Genomic DNA, 13,162 nt, shown 5'->3' with positions numbered 1-13,162 from the left:
GCCGCGCTCCACCGCCCGTCGAGGGTAGGTGGGCGTCGGCCGGGCGGGCCGTCGCGCTTCGGGGGAGGCGGGACGATGCGGGTATTCGTACGGGCGTTGACGGTGCTGATGCTGGCGGGTGCCTGCGCGCCGGTGCTGCCCGCCGCCGCCCGGGCCGACGAGGCCCCGGTGTCGCTCGTGGTGGGCCTGCGGTCGGCCACCGACGTGGTCGGCGACCTGGCCGAGCACGTCGACGTGGTGCACGCCGAGCAGCTGCCCGGCGCGGTCGCGGTGGACGTGCCGGCCGGTCAGGTCGCCGCCGCCGTCGCGGAACTGCGTGCCGACCCGGTCGTCGCCTACGTCGAGCCGGACCACGTCGCCCGGATGGCCCTGGTGACCCCGGACGATCCGTCGTACGCGTCGCAGTGGGGGATCGCCCGGGCCGGCGTCGACCGGGCCTGGGCCACCACCCGGGGCGCGAGCGGCGTCACCGTCGCGGTGCTGGACACCGGCGTACGCCCGCTGCCCGATCTGGCCCCTCGGCTGCTGCCGGGGTACGACTTCGTCAACGGCGACGCCGACGCGAACGACGACAACGGGCACGGCACGATGACCGCGGGCGTGCTCGCCGCCACCGGTGACAACGGGGTGGGCGTCGCGGGCGTCTGCTGGTCCTGCACGATCCTGCCGGTGAAGGTGCTGGGCGCGAACGGCAGCGGCTCGTACAGCGGCATCGCCCAGGGCATCCGGTACGCGGCCGACCGGGGCGCCGACATCGTCAACCTGTCGCTCGGCGGGTCCTCGGACAGCCGGTTGCTGACCGACGCGGTGGCCTACGCCGTCGCCAAGGGTGCGCTGGTGGTCGCGGCGGCCGGCAACGACGGGAGTTCCGCCCCGCACTACCCGGCCGCCATCCCCAGCGTGCTGGCTGTCGGCGCGTCCACCAAGACCGACGCCCGCTACTCCTGGTCCAACTACGGCAGCGGCTGGGTCGACCTGGCCGCGCCCGGCTGCAACCCGGCGCAAGGGCTGAGCGGAGCGGTCGGCTCGTTCTGCGGTACCTCGTCGGCCACCCCGTTCGCGGCCGGCGTGGCGGCGCTGATCGCCGCGCAGACCCCGGCGCCGGCCCCGGCCGACGTCCGCCGCGCGCTGACCACGTCGGCCACCGCCATCGCCGGGGGCTGGGTGTCCGCCGCCTCGGGCCGGGTGGACGCGCCCGCCGCACTGGCCGCGTGGCGGACCTCCGTCGCGGCCCGGTCCGACACGTCGCCGCCGGTCGCCGGGATCTCGTACCCGGTGGCCGCCGCGCTGGTCCGCGGCGTCGTCCCGGTCGCCGGCCGGGTCACCGACGACGTCCGGGTGGCCAGAGTGGACCTGGCGGCGGGCGGCCGGCTGGTCGGCACGGACACCGTGGCGCCGTACTCGTTCCGGTGGGACAGCCGGGGCCTGCGCGGACCGGTCGTGCTGACGCTGCGCGCCCAGGACGCCGCGGGCCGGGTGACGCTGGTGCGGCGGACCGTCCGGGTGGACAACGACGCACCGGCGGTGGCCGTCCTCGCCGGGCGCCCGCACGGCACCCGGGGGGTGCGCCGAACGCTGTACGTCACCGCCCGCGCCGCCGACCCGTCCGGGATCAGCCGGATGGAACTGGTCGTCGACGGCCGGGTGACGCAGCGGTCCGCGGGCGCGCTGCGGCAGTTCCCGGTGCAGACCTGGCGGCACGGCCCGGCGCTGACCGTGCAGGTCCGGGCGTACGACTCGGCCGGCAACGTGCGTACCACCCCGGCCCGGACCTGGTACCGCTGACCTCGCTAAACTTTTCCGCCATGACCACTCCTCGGCCCGTGCTCGTTGTCGATTTCGGCGCTCAGTACGCCCAGCTGATCGCCCGGCGGGTGCGCGAGGCCCGGGTGTATTCGGAGATCGTGCCGCATTCGATGCCGGTGGCCGAGATGCTGGCCAAGAACCCGGCGGCGATCATCCTGTCCGGCGGACCGTCCAGTGTGTACGAGCCGGGTGCCCCCGGCCTGGACGCCGGCCTGTTCGACAGCGACGTGCCGGTGTTCGGCATCTGCTACGGCTTCCAGGCGATGGCCCAGGCCCTCGGCGGCACCGTGGCGCACACCGGCGCGCGGGAGTACGGCCGTACCGTCCTGACCACCCAGGCCGGCACGCTGCTCCGCGAGCTGCCCGCCGACCTGCCGGTCTGGATGAGCCACGGGGACAGCGTGACGGCGGCGCCGGAGGGCTTCGCGGTGACCGCGTCGTCGGCGGGCGCGCCGGTCGCCGCGTTCGAAAACCTGACCGCCCGCCGGGCCGGCGTGCAGTTCCACCCCGAGGTGGCGCACACCCGGCAGGGCCAGGAGATGCTCCAGCGCTTCCTGTACGACATCGCCGGCCTGGCACCCACCTGGACACCCACCAACATCATCGAGGACCAGGTGGCGGCGATCCGCGCCCGGGTCGGCGACAAGCAGGTCATCTGCGGCCTGTCCGGGGGCGTCGACTCGGCGGTCGCCGCGGCGCTGGTGCACAAGGCGGTCGGCGACCAGCTCACCTGCGTCTTCGTCGACCACGGCCTGCTGCGGGCCGGCGAGGCCGAGCAGGTGGAGAAGGACTACGTGGCGGCCACCGGCATCCGCCTCAAGGTGGTCGAGGCGGAGGACCGGTTCCTGACCGCGCTGGCCGGTGTCGAGGACCCGGAGCAGAAGCGGAAGATCATCGGCCGGGAGTTCATCCGGGTGTTCGAGGCCGCGGCCCGCGAGGTGGACGCCGAGCGGCACGTCGAGTTCCTGGTGCAGGGCACGCTCTACCCGGACGTGGTGGAGTCCGGCGGCGGCACCGGCACCGCCAACATCAAGAGCCACCACAACGTCGGCGGCCTCCCGGACGACCTGCAGTTCGCGCTGGTCGAGCCGCTGCGGACGCTGTTCAAGGACGAGGTACGCGCGCTCGGCGCCGAGCTGGGCCTGCCCGAGGAGATGGTGCAGCGCCACCCGTTCCCGGGTCCCGGCCTGGCCATCCGGATCATCGGCGCGGTCGACCGGCACCGCCTCGACGTGCTGCGCGCGGCCGACCTGATCGCCCGCGAGGAGTTGACCGCGGCCGGTCTGGACCGCGACGTCTGGCAGTTCCCGGTGGTGCTGCTGGCCGACGTGCGCAGCGTCGGCGTGCAGGGCGACGGCCGGACCTACGGGCACCCGGTGGTGCTGCGGCCGGTCTCCAGCGAGGACGCCATGACGGCCGACTGGTCGCGGCTGCCGTATGACGTCATCGCCCGGATCTCCACCCGCATCACCAACGAGGTGCCCGAGGTCAACCGGGTCGTGCTCGACGTGACCAGCAAGCCGCCGGGCACCATCGAGTGGGAGTAGGTCACGCCGTCGGCGGCTGTCCCCAGGTGGGGTCGGCGGGGTCCGGATACACCGGCGCCGCCGGCCGCGGCTCCTCGGGCATGAGGAACCACATGACCGGGTACGCGAGCAGCGCGGTGCCCCAGGTGAGGATCGTGAGGACGGCCAACCCGACGCGGATCAGCACCGGGTCGACGCCGAGGTAGCGTCCGAGGCCGCTGCAGACCCCCGCGATGATGCGGTCGTCGGTGGGCCGGCGGAGTTGCTTGTACGGGGCGACGGTGGGCTCAGTCATGACTCAAGAGTGGGTCGGTGCGGTGCCTAGCCGCCTCGGGAAGTGCCCGGATACGACCCTGATTCCGGTCCCTTACTCACTGTGATGGATCTAGGGCCGATAGTGGGCATCTATGCCCTGAACTGCAATTACAGACAGCTATCGCCCTGTCAGGAATCCGACAGACGTTTTCCGGAGGTAACATAATCCGGGCAGAATGCCGCCCGTGACCCCCGCACTGGAACCGCTCCGCAGGATCGCCGCGTACGCCGTCTGCACCGATGGCGACGGCCGCGTCCTGCTGGTCCGGGCCTCGACCCGCTCCGGCACCCCGGGTGTCTGGTCGCTGCCCGGTGGCGCCGTCGACCACGGCGAAGACCCCAACCACACGGTCGTCCGGGAAACCGCCGCGGAGACCGGCCTCTCCGTCGCCGTCACCGGGCTGCACGACGTGCTGGCCGACATGCGGTCGCTGCCGCACCGCGGCGTGACCATCCACACCGACCGCCTGATCTACCAGGTGTCGGTGCGCGGCGGCACGCTCGTCGACCGCGTCGGCCACCCCACCGACCTGGCCCGCTGGCACACCCTCGCCGAGGCGGAACAACTCAAACTGCGCCCGTTCACCGCGGCCGCCCTGGGACTCTCCGCCGCCTCCGCCGACCTGCGGCCCGAGGAGGCACCGGACTTCCCCTCGTTCTACGCCTACCCCGGCCCGGACGGGCTGCACCGGGCCCAGCGCTTCGCCGCGTACGCCATCGCCACCGACCCGCAGGACAACCTGCTGCTCACCCGGATCGCGCCGGGCTACCCCGGGGCCGGCTGCTGGCACCTGCCCGGCGGCGGCACCGACTACGGCGAGCAGCCCGGCACCGCGCTCATCCGGGAGCTGGTCGAGGAGACCGGCCAGCAGGGCCGCCTGGTCGAGCTGCTGGGCGTGGCGAGCCACCGGGACGCGGCGTCGCTCGGCCCGGAGGGCTACCCGATCGACTGGCACGGGGTCCGGGCGTTCTACCGGGTGGTCGTGGACGCGCCCACCGAGGTGGCGGTCGGCGACGTCGGTGGCTCCACCTCCGAGGCGCGCTGGATGGCGCTCAAGGACGTCACTGAACTCCCCGCCGAGCAGCTCACCGAGGTGACCGCCGAAGCACTGAAAGCGGCGCGGCTAACCTAGCCGGAGTGAAGATCAGACGAGTCGGTGCCTACGGACTGTGCCGGGACGCCGACGGCCGGGTGCTGCTCGCCCGCAACTCCGCCGCCTCCGAGTTCCCCGGCCGGTGGGGCCTGCCCGGCGGCGGCGTGGAACAGGGTGAGCACCCCGACGACGCGGTGGTCCGGGAGTTCGCCGAGGAGACCGGCCTCCGGGTACGCGTCGCGGGTCTGCGCGCGGTCATCGCCGACGTGGCGCGGCTGCCCAGTTCCGGGGCGCTGGAGCACACCGACCGGATCATCTACGACGTGGTCGTGGACGGCGGCACGCTGCGCCCCGAGCCGGACGGCACCACCGATCGGGTGGAATGGGTGGCGGTGGCCGCCGGCCCGGACGGTACGGCCACGGCCGGGCCCCGCACCGACCCGGACGCTTCAGCCACGGCCACCGCCGGGCCCCGCACCGACCCGGGCGCTTCAGTCACGGCCACCGCCGGGCCCCGCACCGACCTGGGCGCTTCAGTCACGGCCACGGCCGGGCCCCGCGCCGAACCGGGCGACGGCGACCGGCCGCTGATGCCGTTCACCGCCCGCATCCTGGGCCGGGCCGCCCCGGAACCGGAGGACTTCGACGGCGAACCGGACATCCGCCCCGAAAAGCCCACCAGGGTTCAGCGCTTCGGTGCCTACGCCGTGGCCACCGACCCGGCCGGGCGCATCCTGCTCACCCGCATCGCCACCGGCTACCCGGGCGCCGGCCGCTGGCATCTGCCCGGCGGCGGTACCGACCACGGCGAAGCCCCGGAGGACGCCCTCGCCCGGGAACTCGTCGAGGAGACGTCCCAGCGCGGCCGGGTGACCGGTCTGATCGGCATCTCGCACCGGCACGACCCGGCCGCCCGTGGCCCGGAGGGCGTACCCGTCGACTGGCACGTGGTCCGGGCGATGTTCCGGGTCCGGGTGGAGGCGCCGACTCCCGCGGTGGTGACCGAGGCGGCCGGCGGCTCGACCGCCGAAGCGGGCTGGTTCACCCCCGCGGAGGCCGCCGCGTTGCCGCTGACCGAGGTGGCCCGGTCCGCCGTAGAGGGGTGGGCAGCGGAGAAGGTCAGTTAGACTCGTCACAGGGAGCGCCTGAAGTCGGGCCATCCCGTCCGCCCGGAGGATGAAAGAGGCGGAGGGCGTCGTTGCACAAGACGGTCGTCGGTCTCTCGCCAAGGCTGGTCGGCTGTGCAATGGTGTAACCCGCCAAAATGCCGCAGGCGCGGCGGTCCGTACGAGCAGACGGGCGATGGCACCACCCCGCCACTATGAGTCGGTGGGCAGACGACCCCAAGATGGAGGAGCACGTGCCGAGAACCCCGTGGCGCCGGCGTCGTACGACGGATAGTCCCCGTCCCGCCGGGCGTCGTTGGGCAGGCCGGCTTCGCCGCGGCGGTACCGCCGCGCGGCAGGCCCTGTTGGTGCGAGTGGGACGGCGCGCCGGTGATGCCGGCCGGGCCGCCACCGCCACCCAGGCCGAAGTCATCTACACCGGCGCCGAGTTCGGACGCGCCCGCACGCTCGCGATCACCGGGAGCAGCCACGTTCCCGCACCGCCGCCGGTGGTGGTGATCGAGGAGACCGGCGACGCGCTGCTGCCGGGCGCCCACACGATGCGCCGCCGTGCCGGGTTCGCGCTGGTCAACGCCTGCACGCTGGCCAGTCTCGGGCTGGGCCTGCTGGCCATCTTCCTGGCCATGCAGGGCGACGTCCGCTACGCCGCCGCCTGCCTGGTGGCCTGCGTGGCGTTCGACGGCCTGGACGGTGCCCTGGCCCGACGGCTCGGCGTCTCCAGCCCGTTCGGCGCCCAGATGGACTCGCTCGCCGACATGTGCTCGTTCGGCCTGGCCGCGCCGGTCGTCGTGTACGCCTCACTGGCGCACACCGTGCCCACCCCGGCCGCCGCGGTGGCCTGCATCATGGTGGCCGGCTGCGCCGCGATCCGGCTGGCCCGTTTCAACGTCTCGCCCAAGGACGGCAAGTTCTTCTGCGGCGTGCCCACCACGATGGTCGCCGCGGTGCTCGCCCTCGGTGTCCTGATCGACCTGCCGATCCCCGGCCTGGCGTTGCTGGGCGGCGTGGCGCTGCTCGCGTTCGCCATGGTGTCCAGCTTCCCGTACGCGAAGCTGGCCCGGATCGTGAAGCTGCCGCCGTGGCTGTGGTTGCTCCCGGTCGTCGGCGCCCTGGTGGACGCCCGTCTGACCTTCGTAGCCGTGGTCGCGGCCTACCTGATCAGCGGCCCCTTCCTCTGGCTACGTCTCCGCCGCCCCTGACCCCGCTCCACCGGGCGCCGCTCGTCACGCGGCGCCCGGGGGCACGGAGCGGGGCGCGGGTCAGCGCCAGCGGGCAATGACGGAGGCGGCGCCGAGAACGCGGTCGCCGACGGTGACCTCGGCGTCGGCGCGGTCGGCGGGCAGGTAGACGTCGGTTCGGGAGCCGAACCGGATCAGCCCCATCCGCTCGCCGCGGGCGACCAGCGTGCCCACCGGCGTGCGCTGCACGATGCGGCGTGCGATCAGTCCGGTACGCTGCGCCACCACCACGGTGCCGTGGTCGGTGTCCAACACGGTGTACGCGGCCACGTTGTGCTCCGCCGCCGCGGTCATCGCGTTCGCGTAGCCGCCGTCCTCGACGAAGTAGTCGGTCACCCGGCCGGCCACCGGCGTCCGGTTCACGTGCACGTCGAGGACCGACAGGAAGACCGCGATCCGCAGGAACTCGCCGGGGCCGAAGCGCTCGTCGTGCATCCGTTCCACCGACAGCACCCGTCCGTCACTGGCCGCCACCACGGCGGTCGGATCGGTCGGCACGTCCCGTTCCGGGTCCCGGAAGAACGCCGCGATCGGCGCCGCGGCCAGTGCCGGGATCAGCCACAGCCGGGACTGCGGGCGGGCCCGCCGGGCGACCGCGGCCAGCCCGAGCGCGATGCCGGCGGCGGCCACACCGTTGGAGTCGATGTGCATGGTGCGGGTCACCGGCACGCTGGACGGCCGGTACGCCGGTGCCAGGGTGGCCGCCACGGCGGTGTCCGCGGTGGTGAAGCGCAGCTTGTGGACGCGCATCGGCGGGGAGTTGCGGACCACCAGGTCGGACCCGACGCCGAACAGTGCGCTCTGCCGGAACAGCTCGGCCGCCGCGCCGCCGGTGCGCCCGGGTACGGCGGGCGTGGCCACCGAGACCACGGCGCCGTCGGTCAGGTACTTGCTCAGGCCGTCGAGGACCGCGCGGACGTCCTCGGCGGTGCCGGTCTGCGGCTCGCCGACCACGACCACGTCGGCCGGGTCGGCCTCGGCCAGCGTGTCGACGATCCGGACCCGGTCGGCGATCCAGCTGCCCAGCCCGGTGATGTGGTCGCGGAGCAGGTCGGCGGTGCTGCGCTCGCCGGGCACCAGGGTGAGCCGGTCACCCGGCAGCAGCGACTCGATGGCGGCGGCCACGACGGCGGAGGCGTGGTCGGCACCGATCACCAGCGCCGTGGTGGCCGCGTTGTGCCGGGCGAACTCTGCGGTCAGCGCGCGGGCGGCACCGGGGCCGATACCGGCCACGGGTGCCGTGGACACGGCGGGAAACGGCGTCATGGGCGGGTGGGCTCCTCGCGGCGATCGGTGAACGGGAACGTCACCGAGCATATTGCGCCGCCCGCTGCACCCACTCGACGGTGGGGGACAGCGGGCGGCGCGTCGCGGTGTCAGTCGCGGTGCGGCCTGGGCTCGGGCGGCGCCGGCCAGGTCTCCGGGCCGGCCGCCGGGTGGTCCTGGGCGAACCGGGTGGCCGGATCGTCGAGCAGTTCGCGCACGATGTCCGCGTGCATCTCGGGCGGCAGGTCCCCGGGCGTGGTCACGGCCGCCTCGGCCGGCACCGGTGGGCGTACCTGCTCGCGCCGCCCGGACTGGATCGCGCCGAGCAGGCCGACCGTGCCGAACAGGATCAGCACGCCGGCGATCAGCCAGCCCAGCGCGGGGAGCCGCAGCGTGACCACCTGTGCCGCCGCCCACCAGGCCGCCACCAGCAGGAAGATCAGACCGAAACTGAGAGAAACCCCGTCGGTACGGTGCGGCCTCATCGGATGACCTCCACGTTGCCTGCGTTCATTTCGATGATCAGGTGCAGTGAGCCGCCACCGGCGCCGTCGGCGCCCAGGTCGGTCAGCGTCTGGCCGTCGATGCTCCGGCCGTCGGACTCCCGGCCGAAGACGTACGCCCGGCCGTTGTTCATCCGTACGTCCGCGGTGGTGTCGACGTTCTCCGGCAGCAGCACCTTGACCTGACCGGCCCGCATCTCCACGTAGGTCTCCTGCTGCGCCCCGGTGAAGTCGACCTTGCGCAGGTCCAGGGTGACGTTGCCGAGCGTGAAGTCGTAGCGGTCGGCGACCGCGGGGACGGTCTGCGGGCGGTACACGCTGTTGGTGATCTGGCCGCCGAAGCGCTCGACGCCGGACGAGATGCCCAACCCGAACGCCGCCACCAGGGCGAGGGCGATCAGGCCGCGGGCCCGGCCGAACCAGGCGCCGACGATCAGCCCGAGCGACACGGTGGCGAGGGCGGCCGCGAAGTACGCGGAGACCGGCATGCTGAACCCGGCGGTGTCGACCATGGCCAGCACCCCGAGCACCATCACCACGCCGAAGAACGTGATCCGGCCGAGCTTGGACTTCTCCCGGGGCGGCTTGGGTGGCTTCGGCGGTCGCGGCCGTGGCGCCGGGAACTGCAGCGTCGCGCCGGCCCACGGCCCGTGCGGGGCGAACGGTGCCCGGTACCCGCCCTTCGGCGGGGGGAACGACGGCGGTCGCGGGGCCAGCGGGGGAGTGCCCGCGCCCGCGGTGGACGGCATGGGCGGCTCCGGCGCCAGTGGCGGCAGCGGTGCGGTGACCGGCTTCCCGGCCGACGCGGTGGCGGCCGTCGGATCGGTGGCGGTCGTGCCGAACCCGGCCGTCGGATCGGCGGGGGTCGTGCCGAACGCAGCCGTCGGATCGGCGGGGGTCGTGCCGAACGCAGCCGTCGGGTCGGCGGGGGTCGTGCCGAACGCGGCCGTCGGGTGGGTGGCCGTCGTGCCGAACGTAGTTGCCGGATCGGCCGGGGTCGTGGCGAACGCGGCCGTCGGATCGGCGGACGACGACGGCTGGGCCGGGTGCGTCCGGTCGGCCGGGGAGGCGGAGGGCCCACTTGGCGGAGCAGCGGAGGCGCCGGCCGCGGAGAAGCCCGAGGTGCTGGCCGCGGGGAAGCCCGAGGTGCCGGCCGCCGCGAAGCCGGAGGTGCCGGCGGTGGGCGTCCCGGCCGGGTGGGTCGTCGGGCCGCCCGGCGGGTAGGCGTTGGCCGACCCGGCGTTGCGCTTGAGCAGCAGCGTGGCACCGATCAGCACGGCCGCGGCGAGCAGTGCCGCGCGGAAGCCGTCGTTGACCACGAACGCGAAGGTCAGCACCGCCGCGCCGGCCAGCAGCACGATGGAGAAGGGCGCCATGGCGGAACGGCCGCGGCCGAGCAGAGACTCGATCGGTGACGCGGTGTCGTTCTCGGCCGGGATGACCAGCCAGCCGATCAGGTAGATGAGTACGCCGACGCCGCCGAAGAAGCCCATCACGGCCAGCAGCACCCGCCACAGCACCGGGTCAGTGTTGGTGGCCCGGCCGAGCGCGGCACAGACACCCGCGACGTAGCGGCCCCGGGTGGGGCGGATCAGGTTCTCCTTGGCGAAGGTCGGCCCGCCGTCCGCGCCACCGAACCACGGCGGCGGAGTGGGCGGAACCTGCCCGCCGCCCGGAGGCACCGCACCACCGGGCGGCGTCGGACCCGCACCGGGCGGAGGCGGCGGCGGAGGCCCGTCCGCGGCACCGGCACCCGGCGCATCTTGCGCATCCGGCGCGGGCGGCTCGGTCTCCGCCGTCAGGGGCTCCGGCGCCGGCCCGGTGGCCGGCGGAATCGGCTCGGTGGCCTCCGCGCGCAGCCCAGGGTCCGGTTCGAGGGCCGCGGTGGGCGGTTCGGGGTCCGGTTCGAGGGCCGCGGTGGGCGGCTCCGGGTCCGGCTCGAGGGCCGCGGTGGGCGGCTCCGGGTCCGGCTCAAGGGCCGCGGTGGGCGGCTCGGTGGCCGGCGCCGTTGCGCCGTCGGAGGAAGATACGGAAGACGCCGGTCGGTCCTGCGACGGACCGGTACCCGTCGTGGCCGGTCCGCGGGACTCGGCAGCTTCGTCGTTCATGTCTTCGATACTGGTGGTCGAGGAGCCTCAACCGCCTCAGGCGCCGACCCTGAGGCCACCCTGAGATCGGTGCACCGCAGACCCGGGGGAGTCCCCCGTGGCTAACCGACCCCCGTACGTGTGACGATCGAACAGACACCAGAAGGAGGTGTGCGATCACTACCGCCGCCACGCCCGCGCCACCGCGTCGCCTGTACCGGCCGCGCGATCACCGGATCGTTGCCGGGGTCGCCTCCGGCCTGGCGCATCACCTCGGTGTGCCGGTGATCGCGGTTCGGATCGCTCTGGTCGTACTCCTGGGATTCAGTGGTCTGGGCCTGATGCTCTATTCCGCCTTCTGGGCGGTCCTGCCGCAGCAGGTGCCCACGGACGAGCCGCCGGCCCGGCGCGACCTGACCGCGCTGCTGCCGTTCGCGGCCATCGGCCTGGGTGTCGTGCTGCTGCAGAGCCTGGTCTTCGGCGACGGCCCGGCCAGCCAGGTGGGCTGGCTGATCGCGATCATCGCGGTCGGCGCCGGGGTGATCTGGCACCAGTCCGATCCGGCCCGCCGGGGCCAGGTGGCCGGCGAGGCCCCGCAGGCACCGTGGCTCGCCGCGGTGGTCGCGGAGAGTGACCGCCGGTCGTTCGTGTTCCGGTTCGTCGGCGGCGGGGTCCTGGTCGCCACCGGTTTCATCGGGGTCCTGGCGGTGTACGCGCCCACCCGGGTGGGCATCACCTCGATCTTCAACGGCGTCATCTTCGCGGTCGTCGGCCTGCTCGGCGTCGGCCTGGTGGTGGCGCCGCTGCTCTGGCGCACGTTCAACCAGCTGCGCGCCGAGCGGGAGGGACGCATCCGCGAGCAGGAGCGGGCCGAACTGGCCGCCATGATCCACGATCAGGTGCTGCACACGCTCGCCCTGATCCAGCGCAACTCGACCGACATCAAAGAGGTGCAGCGCCTCGCCCGTGGTCAGGAGCGCAGCCTGCGGAACTGGCTGTACAAGCCGACCGCCTCGCCGACCGAGCGGTTCGCCGCGGCGCTGGAGCAGGCCGCCGCCGAGGTCGAGGACACCTATGCGATCACCGTGGAGACGGTCGTGGTCGGCGACACCCAGTGTGACGAGCGGGTCGGTGCGCTGGTCGCCGCGGCCCGGGAGGCGCTGGTCAACGCGGCCCGGCACGCCGGTGTGCAGACCGTGTCGCTCTACGCCGAGGTGGAATCGGACGAGCTGAGCGTGTTCATCCGGGACCGGGGCGAGGGATTCGACATCGACTCGGTGGCGGACTCGCGGCACGGCGTCCGAGGGTCGATCATCGGCCGCATGCAACGTCACGGCGGCCGCGCGGAGATCCGCAGTGCCGTCGGTGACGGTACCGAAGTGCGCCTCACCCTCCCCGCATCCATGCGGGAGAGCGTCGGCGCGGTGAAGGAGACGACGAGATGACCGAGCCCGTGCAGCAGAGCAGCCGGCTCACCGTGTTCCTGGTCGACGACCATGCGATGTTCCGCGCCGGGGTGCGTGCCGAACTGGGCGCGCACGTGGATGTGATCGGCGAGGCGAGCACGGTGGCGGAGGCCGTCGCACGGATCTCCGCGGCCACCCCGGACGTGGTCCTGCTGGACGTGCACATGCCGGACGGCGGCGGGCGGGCGGTGCTGGAGGCGATGCGGCGTACCCATCCGCAGGTCCGTTTCCTCGCACTGTCCGTCTCCGACGCGGCGGAGGACGTGATCGGCCTGATCCGGGCGGGGGCCCGGGGGTACGTGACCAAGACCATCTCGCCGGACGAACTGGCCGCCGCGATCAAGCGGGTGGCCGACGGGGACGCGGTCTTCAGCCCGCGGCTGGCCGGGTTCGTGCTGGACGCCTTCGCGTCCCGTCCGGACGTGCCGGTCGCCGACCCCGAGCTGGACCAGCTCACCAACCGGGAGCGGGAGGTGCTGCGCCTGCTGGCCCGCGGTTACGCCTACAAGGAGATCGCCAAGGAGCTGTACATCTCGATCAAGACGGTCGAGACGCACGTGTCGAACGTGCTGCGGAAACTGCAGATGAGCAACCGGTACGAGCTGTCCCGATGGGCCGCGGACCGCAGGCTGGTCTGACTCCTCAGGTGGCGCGGTGGGCGGGTATGGGCCGAATATCGGCTTGATAACGGCGTCATCGACGCGCAGTTTGGGTGTGCCAGAGTGGCAGCTACT

Annotated in this window: 11 protein-coding genes; 7 read left to right on the top strand and 4 right to left on the bottom strand. The window is 73.6% G+C overall.

Going from position 1 to position 13,162, the window contains the following annotated elements; translation table 11 throughout:
* The first annotated feature begins 75 nt into the window (after window positions 1–75).
* Together LDL48_RS37990 and guaA are read left to right on the top strand one after the other, a co-directional pair.
* A complete protein-coding gene (locus tag LDL48_RS37990; protein WP_225260010.1) occupies window positions 76–1,785 on the top strand; it encodes a S8 family serine peptidase in 1,710 nt (569 codons plus the stop codon).
* Window positions 1,786–1,805: 20 nt separating this feature from the next.
* A complete protein-coding gene (gene guaA / locus LDL48_RS37985; RefSeq protein WP_225260009.1) occupies window positions 1,806–3,353 on the top strand; it encodes a glutamine-hydrolyzing GMP synthase in 1,548 nt (515 codons plus the stop codon).
* Window position 3,354: 1 nt separating this feature from the next.
* Here guaA and LDL48_RS37980 read toward each other — a convergent pair whose 3' ends face one another.
* Window positions 3,355–3,627 (bottom strand): PspC domain-containing protein, encoded by a 273-nt coding sequence (locus LDL48_RS37980; RefSeq protein WP_225260008.1) that lies wholly within the window; start codon window positions 3,625–3,627, stop codon window positions 3,355–3,357.
* A gap of 205 nt (window positions 3,628–3,832) precedes the next feature.
* Here LDL48_RS37980 and LDL48_RS37975 point away from each other — a divergent pair, with 205 nt between their 5' ends.
* The 3 genes from LDL48_RS37975 to LDL48_RS37965 all read left to right on the top strand — a co-directional run bounded on the left by LDL48_RS37975 (window position 3,833) and on the right by LDL48_RS37965 (window position 7,067).
* Window positions 3,833–4,780, top strand: coding sequence for an NUDIX domain-containing protein (locus LDL48_RS37975; RefSeq protein ID WP_225260007.1), 948 nt, complete (start codon window positions 3,833–3,835; stop codon window positions 4,778–4,780).
* Between the two features lie 5 nt (window positions 4,781–4,785).
* The gene (locus tag LDL48_RS37970) at window positions 4,786–5,868 is read left to right on the top strand and encodes an NUDIX hydrolase (RefSeq protein WP_225260006.1); all 1,083 of its coding nucleotides are present in this window, start codon (window positions 4,786–4,788) and stop codon (window positions 5,866–5,868) included.
* A gap of 233 nt (window positions 5,869–6,101) precedes the next feature.
* Entirely contained in the window at window positions 6,102–7,067 is a 966-nt protein-coding gene (locus tag LDL48_RS37965) for a CDP-alcohol phosphatidyltransferase family protein (RefSeq protein WP_225260005.1), read from the top strand.
* Window positions 7,068–7,127: 60 nt separating this feature from the next.
* Here LDL48_RS37965 and LDL48_RS37960 read toward each other — a convergent pair whose 3' ends face one another.
* The 3 genes from LDL48_RS37960 to LDL48_RS44325 form a co-directional block, all read right to left on the bottom strand.
* Window positions 7,128–8,372, bottom strand: a complete 1,245-nt coding sequence (locus tag LDL48_RS37960) for a phosphatidylserine decarboxylase (RefSeq protein WP_225260004.1) — start codon at window positions 8,370–8,372, stop codon at window positions 7,128–7,130.
* A 110-nt stretch (window positions 8,373–8,482) separates the two neighbouring features.
* The gene (locus tag LDL48_RS37955; protein ID WP_225260003.1) at window positions 8,483–8,857 is read right to left on the bottom strand and encodes a hypothetical protein; all 375 of its coding nucleotides are present in this window, start codon (window positions 8,855–8,857) and stop codon (window positions 8,483–8,485) included.
* Window positions 8,854–10,983 carry a PspC domain-containing protein gene (locus tag LDL48_RS44325; RefSeq protein ID WP_272493134.1) on the bottom strand — a complete coding sequence of 710 codons (2,130 nt, stop codon included), beginning with the start codon at window positions 10,981–10,983 and terminating at the stop codon, window positions 8,854–8,856. The genes LDL48_RS37955 and LDL48_RS44325 overlap by 4 nt, the downstream gene beginning before the upstream one ends.
* A gap of 155 nt (window positions 10,984–11,138) precedes the next feature.
* Here LDL48_RS44325 and LDL48_RS37940 point away from each other — a divergent pair, with 155 nt between their 5' ends.
* Window positions 11,139–12,407: an ATP-binding protein gene (locus LDL48_RS37940; protein WP_225260046.1), complete on the top strand. Its 1,269-nt coding sequence runs from the start codon at window positions 11,139–11,141 to the stop codon at window positions 12,405–12,407.
* Window positions 12,404–13,066 (top strand): response regulator, encoded by a 663-nt coding sequence (locus LDL48_RS37935; protein ID WP_225260002.1) that lies wholly within the window; start codon window positions 12,404–12,406, stop codon window positions 13,064–13,066. The genes LDL48_RS37940 and LDL48_RS37935 overlap by 4 nt, the downstream gene beginning before the upstream one ends.
* Window positions 13,067–13,162 lie beyond the last annotated feature (96 nt).

Origin of the sequence: Jidongwangia harbinensis (genome assembly GCF_020216025.1) — a bacterium.
GTDB lineage: Bacteria > Actinomycetota > Actinomycetes > Mycobacteriales > Micromonosporaceae > Actinoplanes > Actinoplanes harbinensis.
This window is presented reverse-complemented; position numbering and strand designations above follow the sequence as displayed.

Bases quoted from the DNA above. Each gene is read 5' to 3' on its own strand.
- LDL48_RS44325 (WP_272493134.1), bottom strand. From the start codon at position 10,983: ATGAACGACGAAGCTGCCGAGTCCCGCGGACCGGCCACGACGGGTACC.
- LDL48_RS37960 (WP_225260004.1), bottom strand. From the start codon at position 8,372: ATGACGCCGTTTCCCGCCGTGTCCACGGCACCCGTGGCCGGTATCGGC.
- LDL48_RS37935 (WP_225260002.1), top strand. From the start codon at position 12,404: ATGACCGAGCCCGTGCAGCAGAGCAGCCGGCTCACCGTGTTCCTGGTC.
- LDL48_RS37990 (WP_225260010.1), top strand. From the start codon at position 76: ATGCGGGTATTCGTACGGGCGTTGACGGTGCTGATGCTGGCGGGTGCC.
- guaA (WP_225260009.1), top strand. From the start codon at position 1,806: ATGACCACTCCTCGGCCCGTGCTCGTTGTCGATTTCGGCGCTCAGTAC.
- LDL48_RS37980 (WP_225260008.1), bottom strand. From the start codon at position 3,627: ATGACTGAGCCCACCGTCGCCCCGTACAAGCAACTCCGCCGGCCCACC.
- LDL48_RS37955 (WP_225260003.1), bottom strand. From the start codon at position 8,857: ATGAGGCCGCACCGTACCGACGGGGTTTCTCTCAGTTTCGGTCTGATC.